Origin of the sequence: Vibrio sp. OPT18, assembly GCF_015163615.1 — a bacterium.
Classification (GTDB): domain Bacteria; phylum Pseudomonadota; class Gammaproteobacteria; order Enterobacterales; family Vibrionaceae; genus Vibrio; species Vibrio coralliirubri.
In genome coordinates this window covers 166474-186212 of sequence record NZ_JADDYK010000021.1, presented here as the reverse complement: position 1 = coordinate 186212, position 19739 = coordinate 166474, and the positions used below count along the sequence as shown (strand labels likewise).

At 47.6% G+C, this 19739-nt stretch carries 1 protein-coding gene; it reads right to left on the bottom strand.

Annotated elements, in window-relative coordinates; genetic code table 11:
* A partial coding sequence (locus IQQ51_RS03190; RefSeq protein ID WP_416222600.1) for a tandem-95 repeat protein occupies positions 1 to 19684 on the bottom strand: 19684 nt, incomplete at its 3' end.
* Between the last annotated feature and the right edge of the window lie 55 nt (positions 19685 to 19739).

The window sequence follows — 19739 nt, the reverse complement described above, 5'->3', positions numbered from 1 at the left end:
CGCCAGTTTGCTCATCATGAAGCACGCCATCTTTATCAACTACGTACGCAATGTCTGCTTCGCCAGTAAAGCCTGGTGCTGGTGTGAACGTCCAAGTGCCATCGCCATTATCGACAATCTCACCTTGGCTGCGGTCGGCAAGATGAACCAGTTTCACTTCATCATCGCTGTCTGCATCCACATTCTCAGCCAAACCAATTAGGTCGTCCGCCGTTAGGATGATGGAATCACCCGCTACGGTCTCGAAATCACCTGAATCGATACCATCATCAAACGCTTCCGGTTCATCTCCGTAATCAACCGTTGTTGCACTTACGGTTACGAAGAACTCACCATGGAAGTCTTCAGGAGGCGTCATTTGAATGTTTGAGATATCCCAGTCGAACAGGTCGATGTATTGACCCGGCTCGGTGATCATCACGGTATTCACACCATCTGTTACCTCGAATCCAACAGGGAAACCTGTCATCACCAAGTTACTTAGTGTTTCTGAATCATCGACTAGGCCAACGTTCAGTCCCAAGTGACCCGTTTCATCTTCACCGAAGACTAATGGACCGTCATGGTCGGTGGTAATTACCGCGCCATCTGCGACAGGACGTACGAACACAGGAACATCAAGAACCGTTTCAAACTCACCGTCACTCACGACAACTTGCAGGTCAGAAACGCCTGAGAAGTCGCCTGTTGGTGTGAATGTCCAAGTACCATCACCGTTGTCTGTTACTTCTCCGCCATCTTCACCGTCTGCGGTGATAATGCGAGAAACAACAAGGTCAGCGGTATCAATGTCACCGAACAAGTTCATCAAGTCGCCAGCATCGAAGGTGAACGCGCCATCTTCGTTTGTGGTCATCATTGCGTTGCCGACGTTGAATGGTGCGTCGTTAACCGGAATGACATCCACATTCAGCGAGCCATCAACCACTTCTTCACCGTCAGTAGCTTGATAACCGAGTTCTACTAAGCCATTAAAGTCTTGAGTAGTCACCAAGTGATACATGCCGTCAGGTTGCTGAGTTAAGGTCGCGTTCGCCGGAGCTCGAACTGTGATGCTCTCAATGCTGATCTCGTCGCCATCAAGGTCTGTTACTTGACCCGCGATGTAAGCTGGGTCAATCACCATGACCACATCTTCTTCGCCTTGCATCTCAATGGTTGGCGCTTCAGGTGCATCATTGACTGGCGTGACATCGATGTTGCCGTCGACTGAAATTGTCTCTTGGCCATCGCTAACGTTAAACGTCATTGGCACATCGCCATTGAAGTTTTCGTTTGGCGTAAATGACCAAGTACCATCTTCGTTATCTAGCAACTCACCCAAGCTAGGGTCGATTTGTAAACCCGAAGCTGACAGCTCGTCTGCGGTGTTATCGATGTCGGTAGCTTGAGCTAACAACATGTCTTGTGTGATAAGAATGGTGCTGTCTTCGGCTGTGGTTAGTTTCACATCCTCAGATTCAGGTCCATCGTTCACAGCCAGAACTTCGATTCCTGCCGTTGTTGTTGCAGTTGCACCGTCATCATCGGTCACGACCACATCTAGGCTGATATCACCATTAAAGTTCTCGTTTGGCGTGAAGGTCACAGACCCATTATCGTTTTGAACCAAGGAGCCGTCAGAGCCTGAGTAAGTCACGCTTTCAAGCGACACTTCACCATCAACGTCAGAGCTATTAGCAATTAACTGCTCAGGGCTGATTGTGATGGTGCCATCTTCGTTCATTTGGTAAGACGTAGAACCCGCTACCGGCGCATCGTTAACATCCGTTACCGTCACACCAATATTGGCATCGACCGTCTCAGTGCCATCAGTCACTGTGAAGCCTAGGTTGACATCGCCATTGAAGTTCTCGTTCGGAGCAAAACTATAAGTGCCATCACCGTTATCCGTGAATACACCTTCTGCGCCCGTGTAAGACACATCCGTGATAGACAAGTCATCACCGTCAATGTCTGCAGCACCTGCTAGTAGGTCTGCATCCGTGAAGATTAGCGTTCCATCTTCCTCAACGGTAAAGTTTTGGTCTTCTGCTGTTGGTAGGTCATTGACTGGGTTAACCGTTAGGTCGACGCCAGCTTGAACAGTTTCAAGGCCATCTGACACATCGAAGCTCAAATCAATGTCACCGTTGAAATCAGCATCCGGCATGATAGTAAATGAACCATCTTCGTTTGCTGTTACGGTTGCATTGTCACCCGCGGATAGGTTGCTTGCGGTTAGTGCATCACCATCAACATCCGATGCGTTCGCCAACAACTGCTCTTGAGATAGCGTAATTGAACCATCTTCATCAACCGAGTAAGCCACGTTTCCGGCCACTGGTGCGTCGTTAACTGCAATAACTTCAATACCAGCGGTAGTCTGAGCCGTTGCACCGTCGTCATCAATAACCGTCACATCAAGGTTGATTTCGCCGTTAAAGTTTTCGTTTGGTGCGAACGTTACCGAACCATCTTCATTTTGAACCAAGATACCGTCTGCACCTGAGTAGCTCACGCTATCAAGCGACACTTCCCCGTCCACATCTGAGCTATTAGCAATCAACTGCTCAGGGCTCAATGTGATGGTGCCATCTTCGTTCATTTGGTAAGACGTTGCGCCTGCCACAGGTGCATCGTTAACGTCTGTTACCGTTACGTCGATGTTTGCATCGACCGTCTCTGTACCGTCAGATACTGAGAAGTCCAGACTTACGTCACCGTTAAAGTTCTCGTTCGGTGCAAAGGTGTAAGTGCCATCACCATTGTCGGTGAACACACCCTCTGCGCCAGTGTAAGACACATCGGCAACTGAAAGCTCATCACCATCAATATCAGAAGCACCCGCTAGCAGTTGCTCATCAGTAAAGGTAAGCGAACCGTCTTCTTCAATGGTGTAAGCGACATCTTCTACAACTGCGATGTCATTCACTGGATTCACAGTAAGGTCAGCCGTTGCAACAACCGTTTCATTACCATCAGAAAGGTCGAAGCTAAGGTCAATATCACCATTAAAGTCGGCATCCGGTGTAATAGTAAATGAACCATCATCGTTTGCCGTAACGGTCGCGTTATCGCCGGCGGTTAGGTTGGCAGCGGTAAGATCATCGCCGTCCACATCCGATGCTTGAGCAAGCAGTTGTTCTTGGCTTAGCGTGATTGAACCATCTTCATCCACTGAGTAAGCCAAGTCACCCGATACTGGTGCATCGTTGACTGCGATAACATCAATACCCGCAGTTGTTTGAGCGGTTGCACCGTCTTCATCTGCAACGGTGACATCTAGGCTGACATTGCCGTTGAAGTTTTCATTTGGTGCGAAGCTGTAAGTACCATCACCATTGTCAGTGAAGATACCGTCGGCGCCTGAGTAGGAAACGTCGCTAACGGATACATCACCTTCAATATCTGAGCTGTTCGCAAGAAGCTGCGCTTCAGAGATGGTAATCACGTTATCTTCGTCAACGCTGTAGGTCGTTGAACCTGCAACTGGCAAGTCATTAACGGCAATGACGTCGATACCAGCGGTTGTTTCAGCGGTTGCGCCATCTTCATCCATAACAGAGACATCAAGACTGATGTCACCGTTAAAGTTTTCGTTTGGAGCAAAGGTGTAAGTACCATCACCATTATCAGTGAATACACCATCAGTGCCGCTGTAGCTTACATCGCTGACAAACACTTCCCCTTCAACATCCGAGCTATTCGCTAGAAGTTGTGCATCGCTTAGGGTGATACTGCCGTCTTCTTCAACGCTGTAAGTTGTAGAACCCGCTACCGGTACGTCATTGATTGGAACAACTTGAACATCAATATTCGCCGATACAACATCAGTACCATCACTCACATCGTAAGTTAGGTCGACATTGCCATTGAAGTTCTCGTTTGGCGCAAAGGTGTAAGTACCATCGCCATTATCCGTGAACACACCGTCTGTGCCTTCGTAGTTAACCGACTCGACAGAAAGGTCATCGCCGTCAATATCCGTTGCACCAGCCAATAGCTGTTCATCGGTAAAGGTCAGCGAGCCATCTTCATTAATGGTGTAGTCGTGGTCGTAAATTACAGAAAGGTCGTTAACTGCTGTTACTGTCACGTCTAGTTCCGCTGGAGTAACCCCACCGTTACCATCGTCTACGTTGTAGCTAATCGAGAATTCACCATTGAAGTTCTCTTCCGGTGTAATGGTGTAAGTGCCGTCACCATTGTCAGTGATAAGCGCGTTCTCAATGGAAACATCTCCAACACTTGGTTCGTTTCCGCCCGTATCACCAGAGTCATCACCTTCATCGCCGGTTAGCAATTCAGAGATATCAATGCCGTTTTCATTCGCAAGCGCTTCTTCTGCCGTTGGCAAGTCGAACGCATTTTGAGTGCCCACATCTTGGCTTGGAACAATGATGCCATTCACGATATCGAATACATGCCAGTGGTCACCTGATGGGTTATCAGATAAATCTGGGCTGAAGGTTTCAACCAATGTATCGCCTACAAACACCTGAACTTGTACATCTTCAACACCATCTACATCCCAACTTCTGTTGGTGTAGTTGTGTACTGAATAGTGCATGTCAGCATCTTGGTAGTTTGGAATGGTAATGGTTTCAGGACCATGGCCATTAACATCGTCAACATCTTGTTGAACAACGTTACCTTCACCAAGATCATGGCTCATGTCGCGGTAGTAAATATGGTCTAGCTCATTGCCATTCTCTGTATCGTATAGCCATAAGTGGTTATCCATATCTCGAGGACTTTCACCCCAAGTCACTACGATACGCATATCTGTTTCTTCAAGTACTGCAGATATAGCAGTTACGCCACCATTCACATCTTCGCCCGCAGGGACAAGGAAACTACTGGTGATTGAACCTTCTTGCTCAATGGTAACCGTGCCTTGGTCAACGACTGAACCTGTAACAGAGTAGTTACCTGAATCATCCGTTACTGTGGTGTAGCTATTGCCAGCACTGTCGGTCAGGGTGACTTCTGCACCAGAAACTGGATTACTGGTTTCAGCGTCCAACACTGTACCGGTTACGGTTGTTTCATCGCCCTGTTCTCCAATAATTGCGGTCATGTCATCGTCTTCGATGTCAGTCGCGAATTGTAGGAGCTCTTCTTGAGTAATGGTGTATGAACCATCTTCTTCAATGGTTATCGCCACATCAGCAGAAACAATCGGCGCGTCGTTAACTGGGTCAACGGTTAAGCCTAAGTTAGCGGCAATTGGAGTGTCGCCATCGCTGATGCTGTAGGCAACATCGATGTAGCCATTGAAGTTTTCGCTTGGAGTGATAGAGAACGTACCATCGCCATTATCGACAATCGTTGCATCGTCACCCACTAAGGTTAAGTCGGAAGCGACAAGGTCATCGCCCTCAATATCAGCGGCATTCGCAAGTAGCTGTTCCTGCGTGATAGTGATGACATTATCTTCATCAACGTTCGCGTAAACATCGGATGTCGTTGGCAAGTCATTGACTGGGTTTACCGTCAGATCGGCGTTCGCCACAATTGACTCAGTGCCGTCCGAAATATCAAAGCTTAGGTCGATATCGCCATTGAAGTTCGCATCTGGCGTTACCGTAAAGGTGCCATCGCCATTATCAACAATGGTTGCATTATCGCCTGCGCTTAGATTGCTTGCGGTCAGGTCATCGCCATCCACATCAGAGGCTTGAGATAGCAATTGCTCTTGAGTCAGAGTAACCGAACCATCTTCATCAATGCTGTATGCCAAGTCACCCGATACTGGTGGATCGTTAATTGGAAGAACATCAATACTTGCGTTGGTGGCTACTGTCGCACCGTCTTCATCTGTCACCACGACATCGAGGTTAACATCGCCATCGAAGTTTGCGTTCGGTGCAAAGCTGAATGTGCCGTTACCGTTGTCAGTAAAGATACCGTCAGCGCCTGTGTAAGTAACACTATCAATCGCGACTTCGCCTTCAATATCCGAAGAGTTCGCCAACAGTTGCTCTGCACTGATGGTGATCACTTCATCTTCGTTGACTGAGTAACTGGTTGAGCCTGCGATTGGCGGATCGTTCACCTCAAGTACGGTGATTCCCGCTGTGGTCGCTTCTGTTGCCCCTTCTTCATCGGTAACAACAACCGCTAAGCTCACATCACCATTGAAGTTCTCGTTTGGCGAGAAGGTGTAAGTGCCGTCACCGTTGTCTTCGAACACACCATCACTGCCAGTGTAAGTCACGCTATCAATCGCAACCTCACCTTCAATATCTGAAGAGTTGGCTAATAGCTGTTCGTTACTGATCGTGATTGAGTTATCTTCATGCACAGTGTAAGACGTACTACCCGCTACAGGTGGATCGTTCTCAGGCGTCACGCTCACATCAATGTTGGCTTGAACCGTATCCGTGCCATCTGATACATCAAAGCTGAAGTTCACATCACCATTGAAGTTCTCGTTTGGTGCAAAGCTGTAGCTTCCGTCACCATTGTCGGTAAGCACACCATCAGCACCCGTGTATGTCACACCTTCTACCGTTAGGTCGTCACCTTCAACATCCGTTGCACCCGTTAACAGGTCAGCGTCAGTGAAGTTCAGAACCCCATCTTCACCAATAGTGAATGCTTGGTCTTGCAACTCTGGCGCATCATTGACAGGTGTTACCGTCAAGTCTAGGCCAGCAGCGACCATGTCTTCTCCATCGGTGACATCGTAACTAAATTCAATATTACCGTTGAAGTTTTCACTCGGTGTAATGGTGAAACTGCCATCGTCGTTCATTTGAACGGTCGCATTTTCATCATTGGTGGTTAGGTTGATTGCTGATAGGTCATCACCATCAATGTCGACAGCGTGCTCTAGCAACTGCTCTTGAGTTAGCGTGATGCTGTTATCTTCGGCTGTGACGGCACTAATATCACCGTCAACTTCTGGAGCATCGTTCGCAGGTGAGATGTGAATCGTCACGTCTTGCGTAGCTGTTGCGGTTGTACCGGTATCAACATCTGTTGATGTTGCATTCACAGTTAGAACCACATCACCATTGAAGTCACCTGAAGGGATAAACTCTAGCCCTTCTAGCTCACCTGGTTGCAATGACCATGTGCCATCACCGTTATCGGTACCTGCAGAAAGCGAACTGCCTTCTGGCACGTCTTCAATCAAGATAGCAAGGTTTTCTGAGCCATCGGTATCGGTTAGAGCGGCATCAATATCGAGTGGTACAGGTGTATCTTCGGTACCAATGATTTGGTATTCCGCGTCAGACACTGTGATTTCGATGTTATCGATACCAAACGACTCGTCAATCACGCTTTGATTCAGAGTTGAACCGAAGCCTAATTCAAGTTGGCCGTCTTCAACGGGTACCGTTAGGTTGATTTGGTGTGCTTGGTCGTTCCAACCACTGAAACCTTCACCTTGCGATACGCCGTGAACCACTTCACCGACTTCATTGCCCGCTGAATCGTACAACGTTGTCGTGCCATCTTCGGTACGGAACGCTGAGTTATCTAACGAGGTAAGCTCTTCGCCACCAACAAAGATTTGGAAGGACTCACCATCCCAAGAGTCAATTTCGTAGAAGTTGAACGAGATATTAACTTCGCTCACATCACTTGGAATATCGTAAGTTTTGCTTACGGCCTCCTCGCCACCAGTGCCACCAATACGACCTAGCATGTCACCTGATTCGAAGCCTTGTGAGCTTTCAGTACCGGTATTCCAACCGTTTGAGCCAGACTCGAAGTTATCTGAAGCAATCACTAGGTCAGAAGCAATCGACAGCTCTGGCATATCAACCACAGATTGAACATCAATTGTCGCTTCTGCTGGTACTGTCGCGGTACCGTCATTCACGTCGAACGTCACATTCACATTACCGTCGAAGTTTTCATTCGGTGCGAATGTGTAAGTGCCGTCGCCGTTATCTACCAAAGTACCGCTATCTGAAGCCACATTTTCAACCGATAGGTTATCGCCATCAATGTCGCCCGCATTTTGCAGCAGTTGTTCTTCTGTGAAGGTAAAGCTGGTGTCTTCTTGAGTCACAAATTGTGGCTCACCGACTGTTGGCAAGTCATTAACTGGGTTAACCGTTAGGTCAGCCGTTGCTTGAAGCGTCGCATCACCATCGGTAATGTAGAAGTTCAAGTCAATGTCGCCATTGAAGTTAGCATCTGGCGTGATAGTGAAACTACCATCATCGTTTGCTGTAACTGTTGCATCACCACCAACAGTTAGATTAGCCGCTGTTAAGTCATCGCCGTCAACATCGCTCGCTTGAGCAAGTAATTGCTCTTGGCTCAAGGTAATTGAACCGTCTTCGTCCACGCTGTACGCCAAGTCACCCGATACTGGAGCATCATTAACAGGCAGAACATCAATGCTTGCGTTGGTTGCTACGGTTGCGCCTTCTTCATCAGTAACGACAACATCAAGGCTTACATCGCCATCGAAGTTAGCGTTTGGTGCGAAGCTGAATGTTCCGTCACCATTGTCGGTAAAGATACCGTCTGAACCTGTGTAGTTAACGCTATCAATCGCCACTTCACCTTCGATATCAGAAGCGTTCGCCAACAGTTGCTCTGAACTGATGGTGATAACTTCGTCCTCGTTGACTGAGTAGCTGGTTGAGCCTGCGATTGGTGGATCGTTCACCTCAAGTACAGTAATACCCGCGGTGGTCGCTTCAGTTGCGCCCTCTTCATCAGTTACGACAACATCAAGGCTAACTTCGCCGTTGAAGTTTTCGTTTGGTGAGAAGGTGTAAGTACCGTCACCATTGTCTTCAAAGACACCGTCAGCGCCAGTGTAAGTCACGCTATCGACTGCCACATCACCTTCAATGTCCGAAGAGTTAGCAAGTAACTGTTCGTCACTGATGGTAATTGAGTTGTCTTCATGAACGGTGTAAGACGTGCTACCTGCAACCGGTGGATCGTTCTCTGGTGTCACGCTGACATCAATGTTGGCTTGAACCGTATCCGTGCCATCTGACACATCAAAACTGAAGTTCACATCACCATTGAAGTTTTCATTTGGCGCAAAGCTGTAGCTTCCGTCGCCATTATCAGTAAGAACACCGTCCGCACCTGTGTAAGTAACGCCTTCAACCGATAGGTCATCTCCATCAATGTCGGTCGCACCTGTCAGCAAGTCTTCATCAGTGAAGTTCAAGATGCCGTCTTCGCCGATGCTGAACGTTTGATCTTGTGGTTGTGGAAGGTCATTAACTGGGTTAACGGTTAGGTCAGCCGTCGCAACTAGCGTCTCTGTACCGTCGCTAATGTCGAACGTTAGGTCAATGTCACCATTGAAGTTCGCATCAGGCATAATGGTAAAGCTGCCGTCATCGTTAGCAACAACCGTCGCGTCTCCATCAACAATCAAGTTTGAAGCAGTAAGGTCGTCACCATCTACATCACTCGCTTGAGAAAGAAGCTGTGCTTGGCTCAAGGTAATCGAACCGTCTTCCTCAACACTGTATGCTAGGTCGCCTGATACTGGTACATCGTTGATTGGTAATACATCAACCGTAATAAACGTATCAACTTGAGCGCCGTCTTCATCTTGAATGGTCACATCCAACTTCACTTGGCCGTTGAAGTTTTCATTCGGTGCGAAGCTACATGTACCGTCACCATTGATTGAGAAGATGCCGTCTGGACCGTCGTAGTTGATCTCAACAAGCTCAACATCACCTTCAATATCAGATGCGTTCAGCAGAACTTGAGACTCACTGAAAGTCAGTACTGAATCTTCATCGATGGTGTATGACGTTGGGCCAGCAACTGGCGGATCGTTCACTTCTAGAACCGTAATGCCCGCAGTAGTCGATACGGCTGCATCGTCTTCATCCACAACAACCACATCAAGGCTAACTTCGCCATTGAAGTTCTCGTTTGGAGAGAAGGTATATGTGCCGTCACCGTTGATTTCTAGAACACCATCACTACCACTGTAAGTCACACTATCAATCGCCACTTCACCTTCGATATCCGAAGAGTTCGCTAGCAATTGTTCGTTACTGATCGTAATAGAGTTGTCTTCATGAACCGTGTAAGACGTGCTACCCGCCACCGGTGGATCATTCTCTGGCGTCACGCTCACATCAATGTTAGCGGTTACCGTATCGGTACCATCTGATACATTGAACGAGAAGTTCACATCGCCATTGAAGTTTTCATTTGGTGCGAAGCTGTATGTACCATCGCCATTATCAGTTAGGACACCGTCTGTTCCAGTGTACGTTACACCTTCAACACTTAGGTCGTCTCCCTCAATGTCCGTCGCACCTGTTAATAGGTCTTGGTCATTGAAAGTTAACACGCCATCTTCGCCGACTGTGAATGTCTGGTCTTGTGCTTCTGGACCATCGTTCACTGGTGAAACCGTTAGCTCTAGGTTGGTAGAGACAACATCATCACCATCAGATACATCAAACGTAAAGCTAACATCGCCATTGAAGTCAGCATCTGGCGTTAATGTGTACGTACCATCACCGTTATCGGTAATCGTAACGCTCTCATCATCGGTTGCTAAATTCAGAGCCGTCAGCTGATCGCCATCTAAATCGCGTGCATTAGCCAATAGGTCTTCTTGCGTAATGATGATTGAACCATCTTCTTCAACCGTTGCAGAAACCGGAAGTGCTTCAGGTGCGTGCTCAATGTGCGCGCCTGTCGCGTTAATGTAGATGGTTTGAGAGACCGTTTCAGTATCATCATTCGATAGCTCTGTTGCGGTTGCAGTTACATGAACTTCAAGCTGTTCGTTGAAGTCTTCTGGTAGCTGAATTTGTAGTGCATTTTCGATAGCCGTTGTTGGTAAGTTCACCGTACCATCAGGGCCAACCGTCACTTCACCGCTGTAGATTTGGCTGTTCACTTCACCGACATCGATTGTGAAGTTGAAATCTGTGTAGTCAGCATCACCGCCGCCATACAAATCTTCAAAGCCGTAAACCAGCTCGCCGTCTTCATTAACCGTCGTGCGAGTATGTTCGATACCATCTTGGTTTAGCTGAGAGCTTGAACCACCATGGAAGATCGCGTCACCATTCTGACCTTGAATCACAGTTTCAGTGCCATCGGCAGCAACAAAGACAAGTTGAGGATCAACCGTGTCCATATTTGCAGGCGAACCATCTTCAGCACGGAATTCATATTGACCGTCTTGCATCGCATCAAAGTCGTTGTGCTGATGTCCGTTTGGAATTAAGAACAGGTTAAAGCTCTCACCTTCCTCGACTTGGAAGCTGAATTGATCTTGCCCAGGAACAAGGTCGCCACCGCCGCCAACTTGTGATGCATTCTCATACACCACCTCAACGCCTGTAATGTTGCCATCTTCATCAACTTTGTAGTAACCGGCCGCATTTTGGAAACCTGCCGTCTCACCTTCAAACGTTACTGTGATTTCAGTATCGTTGTAACTGGTGATACCGTTGTCTTGGTTATTGATTACCCCTTCGTTATCGTAGGTAATCACTGAGCCTTCAGGCACACCATCAACCGTTACCGTCAGTGTTTCTGATAGATCTTGGTCTACTAGCGCAGCCGCAATATTAAGCTCAACAATACCGCCTGGCTCAACCAGAATTGCTTCATCATCAACGTTGACACCATCGCCATCCGTGATAACTAAGTCAGGCGCATCAGCTACGGCTTCAATGTGAACATTGATGTCTTGTTCAACTTCATCCGTACCGTCTGTCACCGTAAAGCTGAACTGCAGGTCACCACTGAAGTGCTCTTCAGGAACGAAGCTGAACGTGCCATCGCCGTTATCGGTGACTGTACCTTCATCGCCAGAGTAATTGATGCTAGTAACGCTTAGGTCGTCGCCATCAATATCAATCGCACCACTCAACAGATCCTCTTGAGTGAACAGGATGCTGCCATCCTCTTCAATGTGGTACAGGCCAGGAGCAACAATTGGAATGTCATTCACCGGATTAACGGTCAATGTCATATCATTAGACGTGCTCAGCTCACCGTCGCTCACCTCATAGATGAATGCAATATCACCATTGAAGTTCTCTGAAGGTGTCACGGTGTACGTGCCATCACCATTGTCGACAATGCTGGCATTTGGATCGTTAGTTTCAAGCGCGCTTGCAAACAACTCATCGCCATCTTGGTCGCTCGCGTTCTCCAACAACATTTCTTGTGTAACGAGGATTGAGCCATCTTCGTCGACATCTGCCACCATTGGCGTCGCTTCTGGCGCATCGTTGACGAACTCAACTTTTAGGTCGATGTTTGCGGCAACCACATCAGTGCCATCGCTCACATCAAACGCTAAGTCAACGTTACCGAAGAAGCCCTGCTCTGGTGTTAATGTGTATGTTCCATCGCCATTGTCTGTGACTTCTACCGTGTCGCTTGCACTCGTCACATTCACAACTGACAGTTCGTCGCCTTCAATGTCTGTCGCTTGTGCTAATAGTTCAGCTTCGGTAATGGTAATCGCTTGACCGTCTTCCGTAGTGAAAGACATGTCAGGCACGTCTGGAGCATCGTTGATAGGGTTTACGGTTAGGTTGAGGTCAGCCGCAACAGTTTCGATCGCGTCAGTGACATCATAAGTAAACTCAATCTCACCAAAGAAATCTGCACTTGGTGTAATAGTGAAGCTACCGTCTGGGTTTTCTACAACAACCGCATTTGGATCGTTGGTCGCAAAGTTAACCGCTTCAAGGTTATCGCCATCTACATCGGTTGCATTCGCTAACAGATCCTCTTGAGTGATAGTGATTGAACCATCTTCATCAACAGCGGCTTCAATTGGACCACTAACCTCTGGGCCTTCATTGACAATTTCAACGTCAACTCTTGCTGTACTTGGTGCGCTTGCTTGGCCATCACTGATATCGAAAGTCAGATTCACTTCACCGTAGAAGTCTTCTGCAGGTTCGAAGGTAAAGGTATTATCACCGTTATCCGTTAACGTACCTTGCGTTTGGTCTGCAAGTAATAGGTTTTCGACATGAAGAATGTCGCCATCAACATCGGTAGCACCAGACAATAGGTCTTTCGCTTCGATGATCATGGAGCCGTTTTCAAGCATTTGGGTGTGCAATGGTTCACCCGGAACCGGCACATCATTGACTGGTACGACCGTTAGGTCTAGATGCGTTGCAACTTCATCAGTTCCATCAAACACCTTGTAGTCGATGTCGATTTCACCATTGAAGTTTTCATTCGGCATGAAGGTAAACGTACCATCGCCGTTGTCGACCAAGTCACCGTTATCACCACCGTAAGTGATGTCAGAAATAGACAGCGTATCGCCTTCCACATCAGTGGTGTTCGCTAGCAAGTCATCTGCACTGAACGTGATACCTTCATCTTCATCTGTCGATAGAACAATCGGGCCAGAAACGATTGGCGCATCATTTACTGATTCGAAGTTGATGTTGATGATATTGCTGTCTGTCAGCTCACCATCGGTAACTTGGTAACCAAGTTCGATTTCACCATGGAAGTTTTCATCCGGTGTTACCGTCCAAGTGCCATCACCATTATCGGTGAGCGTTGCATGCTCTGAGTTTTCACCCACTAGCTCTAGATTTTCAATATCAAGGTCGTCGCCATCAATATCAGATGCTTGCGCCAGTAGTTGCTCTTCGGTAATTACGACCGAAGCAAACTGGGCAGAACCATCGGTATCGACAGTAATATTCGGAAGATCAGCCGTTAACTCGATTTCGTTGTCACCCGCATGGATATTCAACTCAACCGTTTCAGTAATCTCTGAGCCATCCACACCAATCGATGTAAACACCGCTTCATCATGACAAGTTTGTGACACTGTCATGTTTTGAACCACGTAAGTACCATTACCTTGCACGGTACCAAGCTCAAAGTAAGACACTGGTTGATCAACCGTTAGCGTGTAATCTGTCTCGAAAGTACCACGGTCTTCTTTGTGGTAAGTCATCGAGTCAATTAGGTCGCCATCCTCATTGAACGCTTTGATTTCTACTTCTGTAAAGTGACGAGACTCTTCCATGAACCAGCCACCCAAACCATCTAGGTGGAAACTGATTTCATTGATGTCTTGACCTTCAACTGAAACCGTCAGTTTCTCATCACCACTTAAGCCTTGGCGGTCAGTATCACCGATACCATGACCAATGTGGGTGTTGCCATTCCAGGCACCAAGAGGGTCATCGTTACTTTGAACAGTTACCGTTAAGTCACCATCTGAGAACTCACGCGTATAAGGGTCAACTTCTGTACCCCAATCATCCACACTCGCGTTATCGTCAAACGTACCGATTTGTGTGGTGTGTGTACCTTCAGCAAGAGCATCTTCACTTGGAACAAAGCGCACTTCGGTATCTGCAGGAACTTCTTGTCCTACTTGCAGTACCACCCATTCGTCATTCACATTTGCTTCAATGATGCCGTTTTCTGGCGCTTGGTCTAAACGTAGTGCTGGTTCTTCACGAAGTGTCACACCAACTGTTTGGTCTTCTTGCGCTTGGATGAAGATTTCATCGCCCGCTTCTGGCGCATCGTTGACAGGGTTAACCGTCAAGTCGAGTGTCGTCAGAACTTCATTCTCACCATCACTGATGCTGTATGTGAAGTCCAACTCGCCATTGAAGTTTTCTGTGTGCGTAATAGTGAATGAACCATCGTCATTAGTAACAATTGTCGCATCTGGATCGTTGGTTTGTAGGTTAGATGCAGTTAACTCATCACCTTCAACATCGGTCGCATTAGCGAGTAACTGCTCTTGAGTAATGGTGATTGAATTATCTTCATCGACTTCAGCCTGAATGCCCGAAGTTTCAGGTCCATCATTCACAGCAATAACATCGATGCCAGCGGTTGTGGTTGCGGTTGCACCGTCTTCGTCAACGACAACAACGTCTAGTGAAATATCACCATCGAAGTTTTCATTTGGCGTAAAGGTGTAAGTACCATTGCCATTATCAACAAATGAGCCGTCATCACCGGAGTACGATACTCCAGACAGTGAAACATCGCCTTCTACATCGGAAGAGTTTGCCAATAGTTGCTCATCACTGATCGTGATTTGCCCATCTTCTTGGACTGTGTAAGATGTCGAGCCCGCTACCGGTGGATCATTCTCAGGCGTTACGCTGACATCAATAACAGCTGATGTTGAATCAGTACCGTCAGAGACATCGAATGAGAATTGAACATCACCATTGAAGTTCTCGTTTGGAGCAAAGCTATATGTGCCGTCGCCATTATCGCTAAGAACACCATCTGCACCTGTGTAGAGCACGTTTTCAATCGACAGTTCATCACCATCAATATCCGACGCACCTGCAAGCAGGTCAGCATCGGTGAAGAGTAACGTACCGTCTTCTTCAATCGTGAACTGTTGATCTTGCGCTTGTGGCAAGTCGTTAACCGGATTCACGGTAATGTCTAGGCCAACTTGAACTGAACCACCATCGTTATCGATGATATCGAAGTTCAGGTCTAGGTCACCGTTGTAGTCGGCGTTAGGCGTAATGGTGTAGCTACCATCATCATTGTGTTGGATGGTCGCATTTTCATCAGTAGATAGGTTGATAGCTTCTAAGTTGTCGCTATCAATATCATCGGCTCTTGCAAGCAATTGTTCTTGGCTTAGCGTGATGGAGCTATCTTCATTGATGGTGTAAGCCAAATCACCCGATACTGGCGCATCATTGATTGGCAATACATCAACGTTAATGTGTGTTTCAACCGTTGCGCCATCTTCATCTTGAATGGTCACACCCAGTTGAACCTGACCATTGAAGTTTTCGTTGGGTGCAAAGCTGCATGTACCATCACCATTTACAGTGAAGATACCGTCAGAGCCATCGTAGTTAATGCCAACAAGTTCTACATCGCCTTCGATATCCGAAGCATTCACAAGAATCTGAGATTCACTGAACGTCAGAACCGAATCTTCGTCAATGGTGTATGACGTTGGACCCGCAACCGGTGGATCATTCACTTCTAGAACGGTAATGCCCGCGATGGTTTCATCAATCGAACCGTCTTCATCGGCAACAATAACGTCAAGGCTGATATCGCCACTGAAGTTTTCATTAGGAAGGAAGGTGTAACTGCCGTCACCATTATCTTGGAACACACCATCTGTGCCGCTGTAAGTTACGCTGTCAACCGACACTGCACCTTCAACGTCAGAAGAGTTCGCTAGCAGTTGCTCATCAGATATTGTGATGGCATTGTCTTCGTTGACCATGTACGAGGTTGAACCCGCAACTGGTGGATCGTTCTCAGGCGTCACACTCACATCAATGTTTGCGCTGACCGTTTCTGTGCCATCAGACACATCGAAACTGAAGTTCACATCGCCATTGAAGTTTTCATTTGGCGCAAAGGTATAAGTACCATCACCGTGGTCGGTCAGTACGCCATCACCACCTGTATAGCTAATACCTTCAACGGTTAAGTCATCGCCATCAATATCGGTAGCACCGGTAAGTAGGTCGGCATCTGTAAATTGAAGCGTACCGTCTTCTGCAATACTGAATTGTTGGTCTTGAGGAACCGGCAAGTCATTAACTGGGTTAACAGTAAGATCGGCGGTTGCTTGAACCGTGTCAGTACCATCAGTGATGTTGAATTGAATATCAATGTCACCATTGAAGTTCGCATCTGGCGTAATCGTGAAACTGCCATCGTCGTTAGCTACAACCGTCGCATCACCACCAACCGTTAAGTCGCTTGCGGTTAGGTCTTCGCCTTCAACATCGGACGCTTGAGACAACAGCTGATCTTGGCTCAGTGTGATTGAACCGTCTTCGTTAACGTTGTAAGCCAAATCACCGGATACTGGCACATCATTGATTGGCAATACGTCAACGTTGATGACGGTTTCAACCTCTGCACCATCTTCATCACGAATGGTCACATCAAGCTGAACTTGGCCATTAAAGTTCTCATTCGGAGCGAAGCTACAAGTGCCATCACCATTTACTGAGAAGATGCCGTCAGGGCCATCGTAACTAATACCAACTAGCTCAACATCCCCTTCCACATCTGAGGCATTAAGCAACACTTGAGACTCACTGAAGGTCAGTACTGAGTCTTCATCAATAGTGTAAGACGTTGGGCCTGCAACCGGCGGATCGTTCACTTCAAGAACATTGATACCCGCGGTCGTCGCGTCAGTCGCACCATCTTCATCAGCAACAATCACATCCAGTGCAATTTCACCGCTGAAGTTCTCATTTGGCGAGAAGGTGTAAGTGCCGTTACCATTGATTTCGAGGACACCGTCGCTACCAGAGTAAGTCACGCTGTCTATCGATACATCACCCTCAATATCTGAAGATGTTGCCAATAGTTGTGCATCAGAAATGGTAATCGAGTTATCTTCATTTACGGTGTAAGAAGTAGAACCCGCAACTGGAGGATCATTTTCCGGAGTCACGCTAACATCAATGTTTGCAGACACGGTATCTGTACCGTCTGACACATCGAAGCTAAAGCTCACATCACCATTGAAGTTTTCGTTTGGCGCGAAGCTGTATGATCCCTCACCCAAGTCAGTCAATACGCCATCAGTGCCTTCATAAGTGATGCCCTCAACCGTCAGGTTATCACCTTCAACGTCTGTCGCGCCTGTAAGCAGATCCGCGTCTGTGAACAGTAAAGTACCGTCTTCTGCAATACTGAACTGTTGATCTTGAGGTACTGGTAGATCGTTTACTGGGTTAACGGTTAAGTCTGCAGAGGCTTGTACGGTATTGGTGCCATCTGAGATATCGAAGCTGATATCGATGTCACCGTTGAAGTTCTCATCTGGCGTGATGGTGAAGCTGCCGTCATCGTTCGCAACGACTGTTGCATCACCGTCAACCGTTAGGCCGCTAGCCGTGAGGTCATCGCCCTCTACGTCAGATGCTTGAGAAAGCAGCTGCTCTTGGCTTAGACGAATCGAGCCGTCTTCGTCAATTGAGTACGCTAGGTCACCCGATACAGGTGCATCATCAACGGCAGTTACGCTCACATCGATGTTTGCAGAGACTGTATCGGTACCATCTGACACATCAAAGCCGAAGTTTACGTCGCCATTGAAGTTCTCATTTGGCGCAAAGGTGTACGTACCATTACCGTTGTCGGTCAAGATACCGTCGCCGCCATCGTAGGTCACACCTTCAACCGTAAGGTTGTCACCTTCAATGTCCGTTGCGCCTGTTAATAGGTCTGCATCAGTGAAGATTAACGTGCCGTCTTCTTCAACACTGAATTGTTGGTCTTGAGGGACTGGCAGGTCATTAACTGGGTTAACGGTTAGGTCAGCTGATGCTTGAACCGTATTGGTACCATCTGAGATATCGAAGCTGATATCGATGTCACCATTGAAGTTCTCATCTGGCGTGATGGTGAAGCTGCCGTCATCATTAGCTACAACCGTCGCATCTCCACCAACCGTAAGGTCGCTAGCTGTCAGGTCATCGCCTTCAACATCAGACGCTTGCGATAGCAACTGCTCTTGGCTTAGGCGAATCGAACCGTCTTCGTCGATTGAGTACGCTAGGTCGCCAGACACTGGCGCATCATCAACAGCAGTAACGCTTACGTCGATGTTGGCAGAGACCGTATCGGTACCGTCAGATACATCAAAACCGAAGTTTACGTCGCCATTAAAGTTTTCATTCGGCGCAAAGGTGTACGTACCATTACCGTTGTCGGTCAAGATACCGTCGCCACCATCGTAGGTCACACCTTCAACCGTCAGGTTGTCGCCTTCAATGTCCGTTGCGCCTGTTAACAGATCTGCATCAGTGAAGATTAACGTACCATCTTCTTCAACGCTGAACTGTTGATCTTGAGGTACTGGCAGGTCGTTAACTGGGTTAACCGTTAGGTCAGCTGATGCTTGAACGGTATTGGTGCCATCAGAGATATCGAAACTGATATCGATGTCACCGTTGAAGTTCTCATCTGGCGTAATAGTGAAGCTGCCGTCATCGTTAGCTACAACCGTTGCATCACCACCAACCGTTAGGTCGCTTGCAGTCAAGTCATCGCCTTCAACATCTGATGCTTGAGAAAGCAATTGCTCTTGGCTTAGACGAATCGAACCGTCTTCGTCGATTGAGTACGCTAAGTCACCAGAAACAGGCGCATCATCAACCGCTGTAACGCTCACATCAATGTTCGCAGAGACCGTATCGGTACCGTCTGATACATCGAAGCCGAAGTTTACGTCACCATTGAAGTTCTCATTTGGTGCGAAGGTGTACGTACCATTACCGTTGTCGGTCAGGATACCGTCGCCACCGTCGTAGGTCACACCTTCAACCGTTAGGTTGTCACCTTCAATGTCCGTGGCACCTGTTAACAGGTCGGCATCAGTGAAGATTAACGTACCGTCTTCTTCCACGCTAAACTGTTGATCTTGAGGGACTGGTAAATCGTTAACCGGGTTAACCGTTAGGTCGGCTGAAGCTTGAACGGTATTAGTGCCATCAGATATATCGAAGCTGATATCGATGTCACCGTTGAAGTTCTCATCTGGCGTGATGGTGAAACTGCCATCATCGTTAGCAACAACCGTTGCATCACCGTCAACCGTAAGGTCGCTGGCTGTCAGGTCATCGCCTTCAACATCAGATGCTTGTGATAGCAGTTGCTCTTGGCTTAGGCGAATCGAACCGTCTTCGTCGATTGAGTACGCTAGGTCACCAGAAACAGGCGCATCATCAACAGCTGTTACGCTCACATCGATATTGGCTGATACCGTATCGGTTCCGTCAGAGACATCGAAGCCGAAGTTTACATCG